This window comes from uncultured Rothia sp., from assembly GCF_916715725.1.
Classification (GTDB): domain Bacteria; phylum Actinomycetota; class Actinomycetes; order Actinomycetales; family Micrococcaceae; genus Rothia.
This window is the reverse complement of record NZ_CAKAPD010000007.1, coordinates 17062-34988: the sequence shown is the minus strand read 5'-3', so window position 1 is coordinate 34988 and position 17927 is coordinate 17062. Positions and strand designations below refer to the sequence as shown.

At 58.8% G+C, this 17927-nt stretch carries 15 protein-coding genes and 1 tRNA gene; 3 read left to right on the top strand and 13 right to left on the bottom strand.

Translation table 11 applies throughout. The features are described from left to right. Nucleotides 1-11 precede the first annotated feature (11 nt). The gene (locus QZ822_RS05445; protein ID WP_294643181.1) at nucleotides 12-1088 is read left to right on the top strand and encodes a LacI family DNA-binding transcriptional regulator; all 1077 of its coding nucleotides are present in this window, start codon (nucleotides 12-14) and stop codon (nucleotides 1086-1088) included. 102 nt (nucleotides 1089-1190) lie between these two features. On the opposite strand, the gene QZ822_RS05440 is transcribed toward QZ822_RS05445, so the two are convergent. From QZ822_RS05440 to QZ822_RS05385, 12 genes are all read right to left on the bottom strand, one after another. Further along, nucleotides 1191-1844 (bottom strand): N-acetyltransferase, encoded by a 654-nt coding sequence (locus QZ822_RS05440; RefSeq protein WP_294643179.1) that lies wholly within the window; start codon nucleotides 1842-1844, stop codon nucleotides 1191-1193. Nucleotides 1845-2117: 273 nt separating this feature from the next. Then, entirely contained in the window at nucleotides 2118-4106 is a 1989-nt protein-coding gene (locus QZ822_RS05435; RefSeq protein WP_294643177.1) for a PTS beta-glucoside transporter subunit IIBCA, read from the bottom strand. Nucleotides 4107-4839: 733 nt separating this feature from the next. Beyond that, entirely contained in the window at nucleotides 4840-6381 is a 1542-nt protein-coding gene (locus tag QZ822_RS05430) for a glycoside hydrolase family 32 protein (RefSeq protein ID WP_049338066.1), read from the bottom strand. Between the two features lie 324 nt (nucleotides 6382-6705). Continuing rightward, nucleotides 6706-7080 carry a 50S ribosomal protein L7/L12 gene (gene rplL / locus QZ822_RS05425; protein ID WP_005504884.1) on the bottom strand — a complete coding sequence of 125 codons (375 nt, stop codon included), beginning with the start codon at nucleotides 7078-7080 and terminating at the stop codon, nucleotides 6706-6708. Between the two features lie 156 nt (nucleotides 7081-7236). Beyond that, nucleotides 7237-7767 (bottom strand): 50S ribosomal protein L10, encoded by a 531-nt coding sequence (rplJ, locus tag QZ822_RS05420; RefSeq protein WP_049338065.1) that lies wholly within the window; start codon nucleotides 7765-7767, stop codon nucleotides 7237-7239. Between the two features lie 387 nt (nucleotides 7768-8154). Continuing rightward, a complete protein-coding gene (locus QZ822_RS05415; protein WP_294643174.1) occupies nucleotides 8155-9294 on the bottom strand; it encodes an ABC transporter ATP-binding protein in 1140 nt (379 codons plus the stop codon). Between the two features lie 100 nt (nucleotides 9295-9394). After that, entirely contained in the window at nucleotides 9395-10369 is a 975-nt protein-coding gene (locus QZ822_RS05410; RefSeq protein ID WP_294643172.1) for a TDT family transporter, read from the bottom strand. A gap of 304 nt (nucleotides 10370-10673) precedes the next feature. Next, complete coding sequence (gene rplA / locus QZ822_RS05405) at nucleotides 10674-11369, bottom strand: 50S ribosomal protein L1 (RefSeq protein WP_049327540.1); 696 nt, start codon at nucleotides 11367-11369, stop codon at nucleotides 10674-10676. Nucleotides 11370-11506: 137 nt separating this feature from the next. Continuing rightward, a complete protein-coding gene (rplK, locus tag QZ822_RS05400) occupies nucleotides 11507-11935 on the bottom strand; it encodes a 50S ribosomal protein L11 (RefSeq protein WP_005504870.1) in 429 nt (142 codons plus the stop codon). A gap of 265 nt (nucleotides 11936-12200) precedes the next feature. Continuing rightward, a complete protein-coding gene (nusG, locus tag QZ822_RS05395; protein ID WP_049338063.1) occupies nucleotides 12201-12947 on the bottom strand; it encodes a transcription termination/antitermination protein NusG in 747 nt (248 codons plus the stop codon). A 104-nt stretch (nucleotides 12948-13051) separates the two neighbouring features. After that, the gene (gene secE, locus QZ822_RS05390; protein WP_005504868.1) at nucleotides 13052-13330 is read right to left on the bottom strand and encodes a preprotein translocase subunit SecE; all 279 of its coding nucleotides are present in this window, start codon (nucleotides 13328-13330) and stop codon (nucleotides 13052-13054) included. A 77-nt stretch (nucleotides 13331-13407) separates the two neighbouring features. Then, nucleotides 13408-13480, bottom strand: a tRNA-Trp gene (locus tag QZ822_RS05385). 353 nt (nucleotides 13481-13833) lie between these two features. Here QZ822_RS05385 and QZ822_RS05380 point away from each other — a divergent pair. Then, complete coding sequence (locus tag QZ822_RS05380; protein ID WP_294643170.1) at nucleotides 13834-15036, top strand: pyridoxal phosphate-dependent aminotransferase; 1203 nt, start codon at nucleotides 13834-13836, stop codon at nucleotides 15034-15036. A gap of 472 nt (nucleotides 15037-15508) precedes the next feature. Continuing rightward, nucleotides 15509-16540, top strand: coding sequence for a 6-phosphofructokinase (locus QZ822_RS05375; RefSeq protein WP_294643168.1), 1032 nt, complete (start codon nucleotides 15509-15511; stop codon nucleotides 16538-16540). A gap of 132 nt (nucleotides 16541-16672) precedes the next feature. Here the strand turns inward: QZ822_RS05375 and QZ822_RS05370 are convergent, their stop codons facing one another. Beyond that, a complete protein-coding gene (locus QZ822_RS05370; protein ID WP_294643166.1) occupies nucleotides 16673-17908 on the bottom strand; it encodes a folate-binding protein YgfZ in 1236 nt (411 codons plus the stop codon). Nucleotides 17909-17927 lie beyond the last annotated feature (19 nt).

The following is a 17927-nucleotide window of genomic DNA, read 5'->3' as shown; positions in this document are numbered from 1 at the left end:
AGGGAGCCTCCGTGGCTAAGCCCAAACTCAGCGACGTTGCGGCCCTGGCGGGAGTCTCCCCCACCACGGTCTCCCGCGTGCTCAACAACCGCGGCTACCTGAGCGAAAGCACCCGCACCAAGGTCCACGAGGCAATGCGGGAACTCGGCTACCGGCCCAACGCCATCGCCCGTAGCCTGCAAGGTCAGCGCTCGCAGATGGTGGGCCTCATCTTCCCCACGGTCGCTAACCCCTTCTACGGGGAGATGGTGTACCGACTCGAAAGCTACCTCGCCGAGGCCGGATACCGGGTCATTCTCTGCAATAGCGACGATCACCCCGAGCAGGAAAAGCGCTACCTCGAGATGCTTTTCTCCAATCAGGTGGACGGCATTATCAGCGGCGCTCACTCCGACGCATTGGTGAATATTCCGCATGCCCAGGCTCCCCTGGTGACCGTGGACCGCCTCGAAAGCGGCTTTTACCCGAATATCCGTTCCGATAACTACGGAGGCGCTCGCGCCGCCACGGAGCACCTGATCGCCACGGGTGCGCAGAATATTGTGCACGTGACGTCGACCCTGGGTGAGCACAATGAGCGTCAGCGCGGATACCGTGAGGCAATGCTCGAAGCCGGACTCATGCCGGAGTTCCTGGAGCTGGGTTTCCGCCCCTCCCTGGGCATTAAGCGTGAGGTGCTCTACCGCTACCTCGACGAACGCGCCGATAGCCCGGAGCCGGTGGATGCGGTCTTCGCCTCCAACGATAATTACGCCGCGTTGGCGCTGGGCTGGGCGCGCGCACGCGGTATTCGCGTTCCTGAGGATTTCCAGGTGATTGGCTACGACGGCACGCAGAGCGTTCAGCTGCTCATGCCGGAGTTGGCGACCGTGGTTCAGCCGATTGAGGGTATTGCGAAGCGTACCGCGCAGCGTCTACTGGAGCTCATTGAGCTACAGCAGGAGGAATCTTCAGAGAAGACCGCTCCCCCAATTACCCAACCCGAGGACGTACTCCCCGTTGAGCTGCATTTGGGGGCGACGGTGCGTTCTATCCCGAATCTGGATCAGATTCAGCCTGATACCTCTGCCCCGGACGAGCTCCAATAAGAGGCTCCTCTTCTGACAATAAAAATCCGCCCCACCGTGCGAGTGCTCACGGTGGGGCGGATTTTTCATATACATTTATCGGTTCTGCGCGCGTCCGGAAGTTTAGGAGGTGCGCTGCACAATCTCGGTGGGACCGGTGCCGGGGTAGACCATGCCGACGGCGTGTGCCTTGGAGAAGATTCCGTGGAGCGGGCCGAGGGAGAAGAATCCGCGGCGCTCGTAGAGGCGGGCACTGTCGTAGGTCGATGCTTCGAGGTAGGCGGGGTAGTCGCCGATGCGTTCGGTACCGTAGTCGAGTAGCTGGGAGCCAATGCCCCGGCCACGATACTCTTCGAGAACACCAATGTTGAAGAGGTACCAGTGCTTGTACGCGGGGCGGTACTTGAGCAGGTGCAGCTCCATCATGACTGCCCGCAGCAGGCTCTTGACGCCAAGTGCCTTGTAGTACGCGCTGATCTGCTTGAGCTCGTTCAGGAAGGAACCTTCGTGGGATTCGGGGGTGCTCCAGAGGCAGACGCCTACGATCTTGCCGGTGGATTCTTCGATGCCGATATCGATGCGGCCACGGTCGGAAAAGTTGCCGTAGACCTGAAGGGTCATGATGGCGCGGAGCCTGGCGAGTTCCTGTCGGCGGCTACCGCCTGCGATGACTGCCATCATGGCGGGATCCCCGTCGAATGCGGCAATCAGTACTTCGAGCGCTTCGGCATATTCATGAGGCTCGGCGGTGCGGACGGTATAGGAAGCTGAGGTCATATTCACCCTTTACAAAAGCTTGAAACTATACATAAATATTAGCTGGATTATTCACTCCTGGCTAATAGATTGTGCCTTATCAAGACATTTTTCATGACCATGCACCATTGTGCGCTAGCTAATATTGCACCAATATGCATAATTTTAATGCATATGTATTCACACACTTTTTTCACAGCATTGCAGGAAAAATTGAACACCCCGCACCAGCTCTAGGAAGAGCGGTACGGGGTGTACATCACGTTGAGGTTATCTACTCACTAAGAGTGCAGACTATGCGTTAGCCTTTGCCTTCAGTGCAACCTTCAGGAGCGAATCTGCATTAGTCACAGAAGCGCCCGAAGCCTGGACATCTTCAACCGAAGTAGCTGCCTTCTTGGCGTTGGTGATCACCATGGGGGTTGCCAGCGGGCAACCAGCCGCCTTGATGGCGGGGATATCAAACTCAGCGATGACGTCGCCGCGCTTGACGGTGTCGCCCTTAGCAACCTTGGGCTCGAAGTGCTTGCCGTCGAGCTCAACGGTGTCCATGCCTATGTGCATCAGCAGATCCAGGCCATCTTCGGTGCGCAGACCGTAGGCGTGGCCGGTGGGGAATGCAACGGTAATCTTACCGTCAGCCGGTGCGTAGAGCTTACCTTCGGTGGGCTCCACTGCGGTGCCTGCGCCCAGCGCGCCGGAGGAGAAGGTGGGGTCCTTAACGTCAGCCAGCAGAACCACGGAGCCGACCATGTGGGAGCCGATTTCGACGCTCTCGCCAGCCTCAGTTGCTACGGCAGCAGCGGGGGTTGCGGCAGCTGCCACGGGAGCCGCAGCAGCGGGCGCCGCAGCTTCCTCAGTGTTGCCAGCTTCGACCTTCTTACCCCAGATGAAGGAGGCAACGAAGGCGATGACGGTGGTCAGGACGAGGCAGCCCAAGAAGCCCGGGATACCGGCACCGACGGTTGCTTCAATCGAGGGGAAGCCAAGGTAACCAGCAGCGCCCAGCTTACCCGCCTTAATTCCAAGGATAGAGGTAACCATCGAACCAATACCCGCGGAAACGATTGCAATGTAGAAGGGCCAGCGCAGAGCCAGGTTTACACCGAACATTGCGGGCTCGGTAATGCCCAGGAATGCGGAAGGTGCGGCTGCCGAAGCAATACCCTTAATCTTCTTGTTCTTGGTGGTCAGCGCAACACCGGCCGCAGCAGCACCCTGAGCCACGTTAGACATGGAAGCAACGACGAAGATGAAGGAACCGCCGGTTGCCCACAGGCTCATCTCGATGGGCGGGAATGCCTGGTGCATACCGGTCATCACGATGAATGCGTAGAAGGTACCGAAGATCAGACCACCCAACGGGCCGGCAACGGTGTAGAGCCAGTTGATGCTTTCACCCAGCCAGGTACCGGCTGCGAACATGGGCGGGCCAACCAGGATAAAGGTCAGGAAGCCGGTGATGAGGATGGTCAGGGTGGGGGTGAAGATGAAGTCGATGGTGCCCTTGAGGATCTTGTGGAAGAACTTCTCAATGTTCGCCAGGATGAAGGCGACCAGCATGATGGGTAGCACGGTACCCTGGTAGCCCGCCTGCTGAACCTGCAGACCGAAGAGGTTCCAGTACTTCATCGGGTCGGCGCCTTCAGCACCCGCCAGAGATGCTGCGACCTTGTAGCCGTTCATCAGTGCCGGGGAGACCATTGCGGCACCCATGGTCAGACCGAGGTAGGGGTTACCGCCAAAGACCTTGGTGGCGGAGAAGCCGACCAGCACGGGCAGGAATGCAAAGGGAGCAGCGGAGAGCAGGTTGACAATGTCTGCAAAGTCAGCCCATTCGGGGAAAAGTTCAATAACAGCCTGAGGACCGAAAATACCCTTAGAGGTCAGGAGGCTATTGAGCGCCATCAGCATACCGCCGCCGACCAGCACCGGAATCAGCGGGACGAAGATGTCGGCAATGGTTTTGATGAAGCGGGAGACAAGGTTACCCTGCTTCGCGGCGATGCTCTTGAGGTCATCCTTGGATGCCTCGGGTGCGCCAGCGGCGATGAGGTGCTTGTGTACCTCGTTGACGTCGCCGGGGCCGACGATGATCTGGAACTGGCCAGCGTTGAGGAAGCTGCCCTTGAGGTCTTCGTCGTTGTCGATTGCTGCCTGGTCGACCTTGTCCTGGTTCTTCAGGACGAGGCGAAGGCGGGTTGCGCAGTGCGCGGCAGCAAGGATGTTGCCGACGCCACCGACGTCCTTCAGCACGCGCTGTGCCACTGACTTGTGGTCCACGCTCGCTCTCCTTTGTTTGGAGCACCACCGTATGATGCTTTGTGAATGAGGTGAGATATGTCTGTGTGTGCATGTCATGCATATGTCATACGTTTGACATATCGGATGTAAAACATGGTATCACGGGAAAGTTCTTAAAAGCGAGGACCCACCCTCCACATGGAAAGTGGGCCCTCAGATATATTTCCCCAACACAAATGCCACGCAGGAAACGCCCCTAAAGACAATACAAAACAAAAACTCCAGCGCATCCCCCCGACTGCAGCATCTTGTGCTATATTGAGTAACAACAATTTGCAGAAAGGTGCAACGATGCGTCGTCGATTTTTTGGAGTAGCCACCACTCTGGCGCTCCTTGCTGGGTTTATCCAGACTCCTGCTCAAGCATACAAGTGGTCTCCTCCTAGCTGGGGTGAGCTTACCTCTACCCAATATTACATGGGATATGATCTGCGTACTGGTCTTGATTGGGTTTCTGGTGGTGGGTACCATGCATGCATGAACCGCTATGGATATATTTCTCGATTTGGGGTGTACAAGATTACGTTCACACAACGCTACGCTATTGGAAGGGCCGACATCGTAGGACTCCCTCCTTATAATTTCAAGTGTTCTCTCTATTACAACAGCAACGGCGCTGGCCATATGTCAGTTACTGATTTGTACCAATAAATAATAAAGGTTGGAGGATCACTGGACTTTCCAGTGCTCCTCCAACCTTATTTTGTCGTTTCTAGAGGCGGCCGTACTCCAGGGACAGCACCTCGCCACCGGTCAGGCGGACGCGGCGCTTATCGCCCTTGAAGAAGGTGCGAGCGGTCATGACCTCAGCACCCATGGATGCGACCAGCTTGCCACCCACGTACAGTTCGGTTGCCGAGCCATCCACGAGCAGGTCAAACTCGCGAATCTTCGAACGCTTTAGGGTGCGGCGGCGCAGGCTACCGCCCTCGGTGTAGCGGGTACCGCCACGGTCCATCTGTACAAAGTCCTTATCCAGGACGATGCTCAGTGCCACGCCGTGGGTGTCCTTAATCTTCAGCTTCACGCGCTCATCAGAGACGTTCACACGACCGCGCAGGCGGAAGGTCAGGGCGTTCTTCAGCTCCACGAGCTTGCCCTTCTCCTCCTCGCGGTACAGCGGCTTCATCTCCATCGCGTCATTGAGCTGCGGCACCGGGCGCTGGAACAGCTTGCCGTTACGCAGGTGCAGCTCACGCGGGTAGGTGAACATGTGCACCCAGCGGTGGCTCCACGAGGGCAGGTCGTCCTGGTCTGCGTTGCCCAGCCACGCGATCATCACCGGGGCATCGCCGCTCACGGTGTGCGGTGCCTTCGGGTCAGCGGTCAGGCCGGTACCGGAGATGGTCTGCGGGGCGTAGAACTCGAAACCTGCATCCAGCTCGGTGAAGGGGGTCTCCACGGTGAACTTGAGGGTCTCGTTATCCAGCGAACCGACAATGTAGCCGCTCTGGAAAATGTTGTTGTACTTCTCGCCGAGGGGCTGCATGCCCTGCGGGCTGAAAATCAGCACGTCGCGAATTTCGCCGGTCAGCTCATCGCGCATGCTCAGCAACGAGGGGCACTCGTACATGTAGGTGCCTTTGAGGGTCTTATCCTTGATGCCCAGCTCGCCGCGGAAGGTCCACTCGCGGCGGTCCTTGGAGGTGTACACGACCACGGCGCCGGTCAGGTCCTCACGCTGAGCGCCAATGACCATCCACCATTCGCCGTTACGTTCAAAGACGTGCGGGTCGCGGTAGTGCGCAGTGTAGCCCTTTGCGGGGCCGGAAATCAGCGGAGGCAGCTGACGGGTCGGCTTCGCGTCCTCACCCGCGGTAGCAAGAATCTGGTAGGTTTCGCGGTTGCCTTCTTCGTCCTTCACGTTACCGGTGTAGAAGAACTCAAAACCGCCGGGAACCTTAATGCCGGAGCCGGAGTAGCAGCCGTGCGAATCGTAGCGGCTATCGGGAACCAGCGCGGTACCCTCATCGGTCCAGTGAGTCAGGTCCTCACTGACGGCGTGGCGCCAGTAGACCATACGCTCCGGGTGCAGGGGCGAGTACTGGTAGAAGGCGTGGTAGCGCTTACCGTCGAAGACCAGGCCGTTCGGGTCGTTCAGACGGCCCACGGGAGGTGCCAGGTGCAGAGCCGGGTAGTCGCGGTCTTCACGAACACCGGCACCGAAAGCGTCCAGAACCTGCTGTGCTTCAGCCGCCAAGTCGCGGGCGGGTCGCTCGGTTGCGCTCTTCTTCTTTTTCTTCTGCTCGCTCATGTCTATCCGCTTTCGTGCAAAGGAATGTCTGGGTTGTCTCATCCCATCATACGGCACCTCTCCCCCATTGCCGGGCTCCAGGAGAGAGGAACCACAGTGCTCTCAGCCTCTCTCATCCGAGGCACAGGGCGGCCACAGCGGCTTATACCGCCACCTGCCGATTATGTGGCGCATGCCCCGTTTGCTACAGGAGAAAAGAGCGGGCACGACGAAGCCCCGAACCTCCCCCAGTCTTCATACCGGAGTAGGTGCGGGGCCGTTAAATGCCGCGAGGCGGCGCATCCGATGGATGCACCGCCCGCGTAAGAATCGAGAAGAAGTCGATTACTTGAGGGTGATGGTTGCGCCAGCAGCCTCGAGCTGCTCCTTAGCCTTCTCAGCGTCTTCCTTGGAAACGCCCTCGAGCAGAGCCTTGGGAGCGCTGTCAACCAGGTCCTTTGCTTCCTTCAGGCCGAGGGAGGTCAGGGCACGAACTTCCTTGATCACTGCGATCTTCTTGTCGCCAGCGGACTCCAGGATAACGTCGAACTCGGACTTCTCTTCAGCAGCCTCGCCTGCTGCGCCGCCTGCTACAACTGCAACGGGAGCAGCTGCGGTGACGTCGAACTCTTCCTCGAATGCCTTGACGAACTCGGAAACCTCAACGAGGGACAGTTCCTTGAATGCTGCAATGAGTTCTTCGATGGACAGCTTAGCCATTGTTTGGCTCCTTCACTATCTGGTGCGGACTGACGCCCGCGGTGTAAAACTTCAGTACCTACCCGGAAAGGGTCGGTCAAATTTAGGGTGCGTTACACGCTATTCGCGTTCACGCTGCTGAGTATCTCAGCGCTGGTGCAGTAGCACGAAAGGGGCTTATGCCTCTTCCGAAGCCTCTTCGGCTGCAGCGGGAGCTGCGCCTTCCTGCTCCTCCAGCTTGACGCGCAGTGCGTCTGCAACCTGTGCGATACGTGCGATGGCTGCCTTTGCGCCACCTGCAACCTTGGACAGCAGAACCTCGCGGGATTCCAGGTCAGCGTAACGCTTGACGTCGTCCTCGGTCAGAGCGGCACCTTCGTAGTAACCGTTCTTCACGATCAGCTGGGGGTTAGCCTTGGCAAAGTCACGCAGGCCCTTAGCAGCATCAATCAGGTCACCCTTGATGAATGCCAGTGCGGAGGGACCCTGGAGGTGGCCTTCGAATGCGTCGATGCCAGCTTCCTTAGCTGCGATAGCAGCCAGCGTGTTCTTCACCACGGCGTATTCGGTCTCTGCACCGAGTGCGCGGCGCAGCTCCTTGAGCTGTGCAACAGTGAGACCGCGGTATTCGGTCAGGATGACTGCGTTCGAAGCTTCGAAGAGTTCCTTCAGCTCGGATACTGCAGCGATCTTTTCCTGAGTCGCCATGGTAGTTCCTTCTTCCGATTCTTGTAAGGTCGCCGGTAGAGCCTCGAAGCACTATTGCAAGCAATAAAAAATGCCCCGACGCGTAGGCGTACGAGGCACGATAGACGGCGCCCTACATGAGGGCAACGGCTATTCACTTCGAGTTACCTACGCGGGCGGCGATTTCTAGTGAAATCTGCTCTTATCAGAACTCTGTTCTTCGTCTCCATCGAGGTGGCGATAAAGGACATAGTTCTAGACCGGCGGTCTTTGGTTTATTCATCATCTCAGGTTAAAGCCCGAGTCGCAAGTTAAAAACGTGATTAAGCGGGGTTAATCACTTAAAGCTCCTCTTTAAGTCGATTAACCCGTGCTTTATCCCCTCTGAAAGGCCCGGTAAACCGTGTTTTAGAGGTAAAAACGCTTTCCCTCAGAGAACAAGAAGCAGCGCTCAGCAGCCACACCCAGGTGCACCTGCTCCCCCACGTTTAGGGAGGCGCCAGTCAGGGAGGTGCCATGCGCATCCGGGATAAAGAACTCAAGTTCCTGACAGGCACGCACACGGGCACACATTCGGGCGCTCAGCTCAGTTCCTGCTTGAGCCCGTTGAGATTCCAGAGGGAGGAACACCGCCTCCAACAGACGCCCGCGGTACAGCATGCCACCGACCAGGTGACGGTAGCCGAGCACCTGCACCGGCAGTGCGTGAGCAGCATCAGCCGCCACCGGATGCAAGGCGGTCGCACGAATCGCCAGCTCGCACCCGGCAGGTAGAGACGCAGAGTCCTCCAGCACCAATAGATTCAGCGCGGGCGCCGCCAAAAGCTTCGCCACCTGCAGAGTATGCGGATGCGCCAACAGATGCTCCGGAGTATCCACCTGCACCAGGTAACCGGCATCCATCACCGCAACCCGCTGACCCAGCATGAGCGCCTCATTCTGATCGTGGGTCACGTACAGGCCCGTAAAACCGTAGCGCTCGTGCAGACGCACAATATCCGCACGGATACTCGCGCTCATCTCCTCGTCCACGCTCGCCAGCGGCTCATCAAAAAGCACCACCGGAGCACGGCGAATCAGGGCGCGCGCAATACCCACACGCTGCGCTTGACCACCCGATAGCTGCGAGGGCTTACGAGACTCCAGACCCTCAAGCTTCAACGCATCCAGCAGCTCGCGGTAGTAGTCCATATCGACCCCACCGGAGAACGCTCCCAGACGGGTCGGGAACAGGATATTGTCCTTCACGCTCAGGTGCGGGTACAGAATCGGGCGCTGAAACACCACACCCACCGAGCCGCGCTCCAGCGGCTGACCGGCATAGGTCACCCTGCCGGCGCTCGGCTCCTCCAAACCGGCAATAATGCGTAGCAGAGTCGACTTACCCGTACCCGAAGAACCCACGAGGGAAATCAGCTCGCCGGGGTGCACATCCAGGTCAATCTCGTTCAGAACCGTCGTATCGGCGCCAAAGGTCTTAGCGACACCTCGAATACGCAGACCCTCAAAAGGCTCCGCCGCGGCAGAAGAATAGGATGCAGAAGTCATTCCCCCATTATCGCCGAAACTCACCCACAGCACCGGCACAGAAGATAAGCGCCGTCATACAACAGCACGCGAGCCTCGCGCCAGAATCTCATTGAGCACCCTAGCTCGGTCGTACCAGCAAACGCCCTTTCAACGCCAAATGCAGCGTGCCCGCCCACAGGAAAATCAGGAAAGCCGTACCCACCACCGTTAGCACAGGACCCGCCAATCCCAGCGAGCCAGCAGCCGTCAAGCGAATACCGCTCGCCACCATGGAAGCCATACCGAACGAGAAGCCCCACATGCTCATCGAGAAACCACCCTCAAGAGTCCACGGGAGCAAACGCATCAAGAAGAACAGCTGCAGAATGCCATAACCGGTCAGCACCAAAAAGAACCAGTCCACCGTGCCGCCATTAGCCGCCAGGTACGCGTTACCGCCCACAAAAGGCGGCGCCATCTGAATACCAATAATGCCGCGCTCCCCCTGAGGTAGCGGAGTCAGGGTGCGCAGGCGGCTCAGAATCGCGGCCTCAACGCTAAACCACGAAATCAGACCCGCACCGAAGAAGAGCATCGCCATATCGTGCCACCCCACAAAACCCATCGCCGTAGCGGTCGCAAAATTTGTCGCCACAGTCGGCAGATACAGCACCGGCGAGGCAGCTTCAGGCGCATACCCACCACGCCACGTACCGGCAATGCGGTGAGAGGCAAAGTACAGCTGGCCCACGCCTCCCAGTACCACCAAAGCGAGAGCCGGAGTCTCCGCATAGGGGTAGAGAGCCGCACCCACCTGCGCCGTCGTTGCCGGAATCAGCGAAAAGAAGCAAGTACGTGCCGGATGCTCCCAAAAACTGCACACCCACGCACGATACTTCACCACCGAGTGAACCAGAAAACCCATCAGGAGCAGCCACACCACAGCGTTAAAAGCCAGGATGCTCTCCCCCACCCATCCAGGAGCCATACCTTTCGAGGCTCCGGTACGCCAGGCAGCACCCAACGCGCCGGTACCCAGCGCCACCGCAAAATAATTGACCGGCACGCTGAGGCCGCGGCGGGCGCTCTGCTCGCTCTGAAGGGAAGAAGGCATTAGGTTTTACCTCTCATGGTTGTAGGGCAGACTGTGGGCACGCAGCCCCAATATATGTTTCGACGGTGCCGGGGCATGGGCAACGACCATAGGAACCAGGGACCAGAAAATCATTCTATGTTTTAAGCCTATACAAGCTGGAAGTCCGTGACGTACTTTAACCGATTCCGGTCACGCAATGTCTTGAATCTTCACGCTGTGTTTTGAATCTTCACACAGACAAAATCATGCACAAAAAATCGCCCCCGACGCCTAAACGTCGGGGGCGACTACTAGCTAATGCTAGAAGCTACAGGTGCATACCTTAGGCAGCAACGGAAGCCGGATCAACGGGGATACCGGGGCCGAAGGTGGTAGCAACGGTTGCCTTGGAGATGTAACGACCCTTAGCCGAAGAGGGCTTCAGACGGTTAACCTCTTCCAGAGCTGCCTGGAAGTTCTCCTCGAGCTGCTCAGCGGTGAAGGAAGCCTTACCGATGATGAAGTGCAGGTTGGAGTTACGGTCAACACGGAAGTCGATCTTACCGCCCTTGATGTCTGCAACAGCCTTTGCAACATCCATGGTCACGGTACCGGTCTTGGGGTTCGGCATCAGGTTACGGGGACCCAGGATCTTACCCAGGCGACCAACCTTGCCCATCATGTCGGGGGTTGCAACCGCTGCGTCGAAGTCAGTCCAGCCGCCAGCGATCTTTGCAATCAGCTCGTCGGAACCAACGTAGTCAGCGCCAGCTGCCTCAGCCTCAGCAGCCTTGGGGCCTGCTGCGATAACGACCACGCGAGCGGTCTTACCGGTGCCGTGGGGCAGGTTCACGGTACCGCGAACCATCTGGTCTGCCTTACGGGGGTCAACGGACAGACGCATTGCAACCTCAACGGTTGCGTCGGTCTTGGTGGAAGAGGTTTCCTTCGCCAGGGCAACTGCCTCAGCGGGGGTGTAGAGCTTACCCTCTTCAATCTTGGCTACAGCTGCCTTGTACGCCTTGCTGCGCTTTGCCATCTGCTTTTCTCCTTATGCAGTTGTGGTCTCGTGAGCCGCGCTCGGCTCTGCCACATCCCGTCCATACGACGGGCATTTACAAGTTCTGTGTAGAAAAATCTACGGTGCCGATTACTCGGCTATTCGGCGAACCGAAATTACTCGACGGTGATACCCATGGAACGAGCGGTACCTGCGATGATCTTGGATGCTGCATCCAGGTCGTTTGCGTTCAGGTCGGGCATCTTGGTCTCAGCGATTTCGCGCACCTGAGCCTCGGTCAGCGAGCCAACCTTGGTGGTGTGAGGAACAGCGGAGCCCTTAGCAACGCCAGCAGCCTTCTTGATCAGCTGGGAAGCCGGAGGGGTCTTGGTGATGAAGGTGAAGGAGCGATCCTCGTAGACGGTAATCTCAACGGGGATGATGTTACCGCGCTGCGACTCAGTTGCAGCGTTGTATGCCTTGCAGAACTCCATGATGTTCACACCGTGCGAGCCCAGTGCGGGGCCGACGGGGGGAGCCGGGTTAGCGGCGCCTGCCTGGATCTGCAGCTTGATGAGGCCAGTGACCTTCTTCTTGGGAGCCAATGTAGGGTCCTTTTCTTAGCTGGGAACCGACGCACAGGAGCGTACGCCGGCAAGATGGTGACCGTGGCGCGGTCACCCGTGCATCCGCATGAAAGCGTGACATGCGCATACACAAACCAACATTCTAGCGTTAATCAGCGACTTAATCCAGCGCCAGCCAGCAGAAAGAGTAAACCCACCCACACAGCTCGCATAGTTCAAGACGCCCATACGCAATATGAGCCCCGCACCGAAGTGTGAGGCTCATATTCACGCGCTAGAAGCGTTAAATCTTTTCGATCTCGGTGAAGCTCAAGGTCACCGGGGTGTCGCGACCGAAGACGGAAATCATCACGACAATCTGCTGGGACTCGCCCTTGATCTCCGAAACGGTAGCGTCCATGCCCTCGAAAGCACCGGACTTCACGCGGACGTTCTCGCCCACAGTGTAGTCGGACTCGATAACGGGCTTGGAAACGGGCAGGCCCTGGCTCTGCTGCTGCTCTTCAAAGACCGGCAGGAGCATGTCAAAGACCTCGTCCATACGCAGCGGGACCGGGTTGTACGCATCCTGGCCCACGAAGCCAGTCACACCCGGGGTGTGGCGGACAACGCCCCACGAGTGGTCGGTCAGTTCCATACGAACCAGAACGTAACCGGGAACGCGCACGCGGCGGATGGTCTTCTTCACGGTGTTCTTGAACTCAACCACGGTCTCCATGGGAACCTGAACCTCGAAGATCTCATCTTCAGCTTCCAGGTTCTGGATACGGGTCTCGATACCGGTCTTCACCTTGTTCTCGTAACCGGAGTAGGTGTGCACCACGTACCAGTCGCCCATCTGACGGCGCAGCTTGGACTTGAATTCTTCCAGAGCGTCGACTTCCTCAGCCGCCTCAGCAGCTGCTTCAGCCACCTCGACAGCCTCGGTAGCTTCCTCAGCCTGCTGCTCAATAGCCGCAGACTCCTCAGTAGCCTCAGCAGCGGCTACCTCGACCTCTTCAATCTCGGATACCAGTTCCTGCTCGGACACGTCGCTCCTACTTTCTATCGTTAATCATCTAGAGGGGACTCCCACTCGCCAATACGCTGAGGGAAATCACTGATGGGGCACCCAGATTAAGGATGCAGCCAGTACTAGTTACGCTGAATCGTTCCGTTACCGAAAATCCAGAATGCTCCCTGGCCGAAAAGATAATCCAGACCAGAAATAAGCAGGAGCATCACCACGACGAAGAACAGAACTCCGAAGAAGTAACCAACCAGTTCACGTCCGGTGGGAGTAGTAACCTTCTTCAACTCCGCAAAAACTTCACGGAGGAATGCAAAAATACGGCCGAAGAAACCGAGCTTCTTATCGCTCTTCGACGATGCGCCGGGCTGAACAGCCTTTTCGGCGGTAGCAGACGATGCCATTTCTTCTGCCCCTTTCTGAGTCTAAAAAAGTACGCCCGGGGTGCGGGCGTACAAATTATTTATTGAGGCAATAAAAGCAGGGCGGACAGGACTCGAACCTGCAACCTGCGGTTTTGGAGACCGCTGCTCTACCAATTGAGCCACCACCCTTTGAAGCGTTAACTTCAGGCGTGAGAGTTGCTTCTCACGTGTCTACTCCTCCACTGCCTCCTAAGCCGTGGCTTTAGAGGGGCAAACAATTACACCCTTGCGGGTGCAGAACTAACTGTAAACCATCTTTCGGGGCCGATGCAACTTCAGAATGTAATATTTTTCGAAAAACCTCTTGAGATACCTTGACGAGGGGTTCCGCATCGCTACTAGTGGACCGTATCCTATTACAAGGAACGCCGCACACACCCGCGCCCATCACGCGCGGATTGGTCCCACACGTGCATTCCCATCACCTATTTCCTTGTCGACTTCACGCCGGCAGCGCACAAGAAGAAAGAGAAGAGAGCCCCATGGCGCGTATTTCAAGCCGCATCGGTGCCATCGCACCCTCCGCAACCCTTGCCGTCGACGCAAAGGCAAAAGCACTCAAGGCTCAGGGACGCCCCGTCATCGGTTTCGGCGCAGGCGAACCGGACTTCCCCACCCCCGCGCACATTGTGGACGCCGCACGCGAAGCGCTCAACGACCCCAAGAACTTCCGATACTCCCCCGCCTCCGGTCTTCCCGAACTGAAGAAGGCAATCGCGGAAAAGACCCTGCGCGACTCCGGCGTAGAGATTGACCCCTCCCAGGTTGTCATCACCAACGGCGGTAAGCAGGCGGTCTACCAGGCATTCGCAACCGTCATTGACGAAGGCGACGACGTCCTGTTGCCCGCACCCTACTGGACCACCTACCCCGAATGCATCCGCCTGGCAGGCGGCAACCCCATCGAGGTATTCGCCGGTAGCGACCAGCACTACAAGGTCACCGTCGAGCAGCTCGAAGCCGCCTACACCCCCGCAACCAAGGCGCTCATCTTCGTCTCCCCCTCCAACCCGACCGGTGCCGTCTACACCGAAGAGGAAACCCGCGCCATCGGCGAATGGGCTCTGTCCAAGGGCATTTTCGTTCTGACCGACGAAATCTACGAGCACCTCACCTATGACGGTGTTCAGGCTGTCTCCATCCTGAAGGCGGTGCCCGAGCTCGCTGACCTGTGTGTCATCCTCAACGGCGTGGCAAAGACCTACGCCATGACCGGTTGGCGTGTGGGCTGGATGATTGGCCCGCGCGACGTCATCGCCGCAGCTTCCAACCTGCAGTCCCACATGACCTCCAACGTCAACAACATCGCCCAGCGCGCAGCCCTTGCCGCTCTGACCGGTCCGCAGGACGACGTGGAAATCATGCACGCCGCCTTCGACCGCCGCCGCCGCACCATCGTCGACGGCCTGAACGCTATTGAAGGCGTGCACTGCCCCGTACCCACCGGTGCGTTCTACGCATACCCGGACGTACGCGAACTGCTCGGCAAGGAAATCGCGGGCGTACGCCCCCAGACCTCCGCAGAGCTCGCCGAGCTCATCCTCGAAAAGGCTGAGGTCGCCGTAGTTCCCGGCGAGGCATTCGGCCCCAGCGGCTACCTGCGCCTCTCCTACGCTCTGAGCGACGATGACCTGGCAGAGGGCCTGGCTCGCCTGCAGAAGTTCCTTGGTCAGGCACGCGACTAGTTCCGTCCCCCTCTGAACGCGCCTGCTAAACCTGCAACTCACCCCGTGGGAAGCGGTTCAGACGTGGGATAAACCGGTGCGAAACGATCAATCACAGGACTATTGACCGTTTTTTGCCCTAAAAACGGAGAATCCCACAAATATTTAAAAATATTTTTAAAACGAATGAGGCTTCCCGCATCTTTACAGATGTGAGGAAGCCTCATTCGCCTCTTCGGTGCCATAGGTGGGAAAGGGCGGCTATTTGTGTTTCAAACCCAAACATACAGGTACTAAAAACCTGAACTTTTCAGCACCAAAACGGGCGTTCCCACGGCTTTCCACCACTACCCACACAACCCAAACATCGCTAAAATAGAGACCAAGAGAACGACCTCCCGACCGGCGCACACCCATGCGCCGAATTCGTGGAGGTCATAGTTATATACACGCGCGCACAACACCTAAAACGCGCAGACATTAGGAGCCAACCATGAAGATCGGTCTGCTTACTTCCGGCGGCGACTGCCCCGGCCTGAACGCTGTCATCCGCGGCGCTGTCCTCAACGGCGTCAAGAAGTACGGCTACGAATTCGTCGGCTTCCGCGATGGCTGGCGCGGCGTCGTCGAAGGCGACTACATGGACCTGCCCCGTCAGAAGGTCCGCGGCTTGGCATCCCAGGGCGGCACCATCATCGGTACCTCCCGCACCAACCCCTTCAACGGCCCCAACGGTGGCCCCGAAAACATCGAAATCATGATGGAACGCCACGGCATCGACGCAATCGTCGCTATCGGCGGTGAAGGCACCCTCGCAGGCGCAAAGCGCCTGGCAGACGCAGGCCTGCCCGTCATCGGTGTCCCCAAGACCATCGACAACGACCTGCGCGCAACCGACTACACCTTCGGCTTCGACACCGCAGTGTCCATCGCAACCGAGGCAATGGACCGCATCCGCACCACCGGTGAATCTCACCACCGCTGCATGGTCGCCGAGGTCATGGGCCGCCACGTCGGCTGGATTGCACTGCACTCCGGTATGGCAGCAGGCGCACACGCCATCCTGATCCCCGAGGTCAAGGTCTCCATGGAGCAGGTTGCTGAATGGGTCAAGGAAGTGCACGACCGCGGCCGCTCTCCCCTGGTTGTTGTTGCTGAAGGCTTCATCCCCGAAGGCTTCGACGACGTCATGGCAAACAAGGGTACCGAGAAGGACGGTCGTCCCCGCCTCGGTGGTATCGGTGAGTACATCACCCACGAAATCGAGAAGCTGACCGGCGTCGAAACCCGTAACACCATCCTGGGCCACATCCAGCGCGGTGGCGCACCCACCGGCTACGACCGCGTGCTCGCAACCCGCCTCGGCATGGGCGCAGTCGATATGGTCGCACAGAAGCAGTGGGGCAAGATGGTCTCCGTGCAGGGCACCGAGATCAAGTACGTACCCCTCGAAGAGGCACTGGACGGCCTGAAGTCCGTACCTCAGGAACGCTGGGAAGAAGCAGCCGTCCTCTTCGGTCGCTAAACCCCACAGACTCAGCAAGCTCGCTGAGCACTCATACTAAAACCGCGGAGGCGGGCACTCACAACGAGTGTCCGCCTCCGCGGCTTTTAGTTGGGGTGGGTCTAGTTCAGGCGGTTTTGGGTCGGGGAGCGCCTAGCGCTTCAGGAAGTCCTGACCCGCCAAAGAACGACGCGCCACCTCACCGGACTCCGGCGAAACCACCGTCGTCTGAGCCACCGCGTACTCGGTCGCCGGCGCTGGCGAACCATCGGGCAGGAAGTCACCACCATCAACCGCACGCAAAGGCGCCTGCGGGTCAACGCCGCGCTTAATCACAGCCAGAGCAATCGGGCCCGCCTCGTGATGCAACGCCACCGAGGTAATACGACCGACCGGGCGGGACTTGCCCTCCACGAACAGCTCGCTACCTGCCGCCGGCAGGGTGTGCTCCGAACCGTCAATATCCAAGAACACCAGGCGGCGCGGCGGGCGGCCCAGGTTATGCACGCGAGCCACCGTCTCCTGCCCCTTGTAGCAGCCCTTATCGAAGTGCACCGCCGTACGGGTGTAATCCAGCTCCTGGGGGATCGTCTTATCGTCAGCCTCGGTGCCGTAGCGGGGGCGCCAGGCCTCGATACGCAGAGCCTCGGCGGCCCACAGGCCCGCAAAACGCGCATCCGCAGATTCAGCCAGGGCGGGCAGAGCAGAACGCGGCACAATGCTCAAGAAACGCACATAGTCCGCGCCGGGGTGGGCGTCACCCGCCTCATCGTAACGGTAACTACCCGGTGCCGGAGTGTGCCAAGGATCCTCCCACACCAGCGGCTTACCCTCAGCGAGCGCCGGATGCACCGAACCGTCCTGCAGGATCGGGTTGCGAGCGCTCTCCAGCACGGCGTATTCGTCGCTGAGGTTCTGCACCTCAACGCGCATCATGAACTTCATGCGGTTCAGGTAATCGGTCAGCGGCTGAGCCTGGTAGCCCTCCACAATCAGCCAGAGCGCCTCGCCATCTTCAATCGCAGCGGGGGCATACTCCACGCGGCCCTGAGGTGAAAGCAGCAGGAACTCGCGGCTCTCCCCGGCGGTCATGCCGGTCAGAATCTGCGAGGCGATGGAGGTCAGCCAGGTCTGGCGGTCCGCACCCTCAACACGCACCACGCCCAGGGAAGAGCGGTCCACCAACACCAGCGGCTCCTCCGCACCGGCGGAGCGATCAAAGCTGAGGGAACGCTGTTCCAGCATGGGGTTGCCGTAGTGTGCGGCGACGCCGGCATCCAGCCCGGAGGCAGCAAAAGCGCCGTGCAGGCTCAGCAGGGGGCTCGCCGGGCGGGCGGCATCGGGCTGGGGTACCTCAGCCTGAGGCGCTTCAAGCGAAGATTCAGTCACGGAAGGTGTACCTTTCACG

Coding starts and splice junctions, on each gene's coding strand:
- QZ822_RS05410 (WP_294643172.1), bottom strand. CDS start 10,369: ATGCCTTCTTCCCTTCAGAGCGAGCAGAGCGCCCGCCGCGGCCTCAGC.
- rplL (WP_005504884.1), bottom strand. CDS start 7,080: ATGGCTAAGCTGTCCATCGAAGAACTCATTGCAGCATTCAAGGAACTG.
- QZ822_RS05380 (WP_294643170.1), top strand. CDS start 13,834: ATGGCGCGTATTTCAAGCCGCATCGGTGCCATCGCACCCTCCGCAACC.
- rplJ (WP_049338065.1), bottom strand. CDS start 7,767: ATGGCGACTCAGGAAAAGATCGCTGCAGTATCCGAGCTGAAGGAACTC.
- QZ822_RS05375 (WP_294643168.1), top strand. CDS start 15,509: ATGAAGATCGGTCTGCTTACTTCCGGCGGCGACTGCCCCGGCCTGAAC.
- secE (WP_005504868.1), bottom strand. CDS start 13,330: ATGGCATCGTCTGCTACCGCCGAAAAGGCTGTTCAGCCCGGCGCATCG.
- QZ822_RS05440 (WP_294643179.1), bottom strand. CDS start 1,844: ATGACCTCAGCTTCCTATACCGTCCGCACCGCCGAGCCTCATGAATAT.
- rplA (WP_049327540.1), bottom strand. CDS start 11,369: ATGGCAAAGCGCAGCAAGGCGTACAAGGCAGCTGTAGCCAAGATTGAA.
- QZ822_RS05415 (WP_294643174.1), bottom strand. CDS start 9,294: ATGACTTCTGCATCCTATTCTTCTGCCGCGGCGGAGCCTTTTGAGGGT.
- QZ822_RS05430 (WP_049338066.1), bottom strand. CDS start 6,381: ATGAGCGAGCAGAAGAAAAAGAAGAAGAGCGCAACCGAGCGACCCGCC.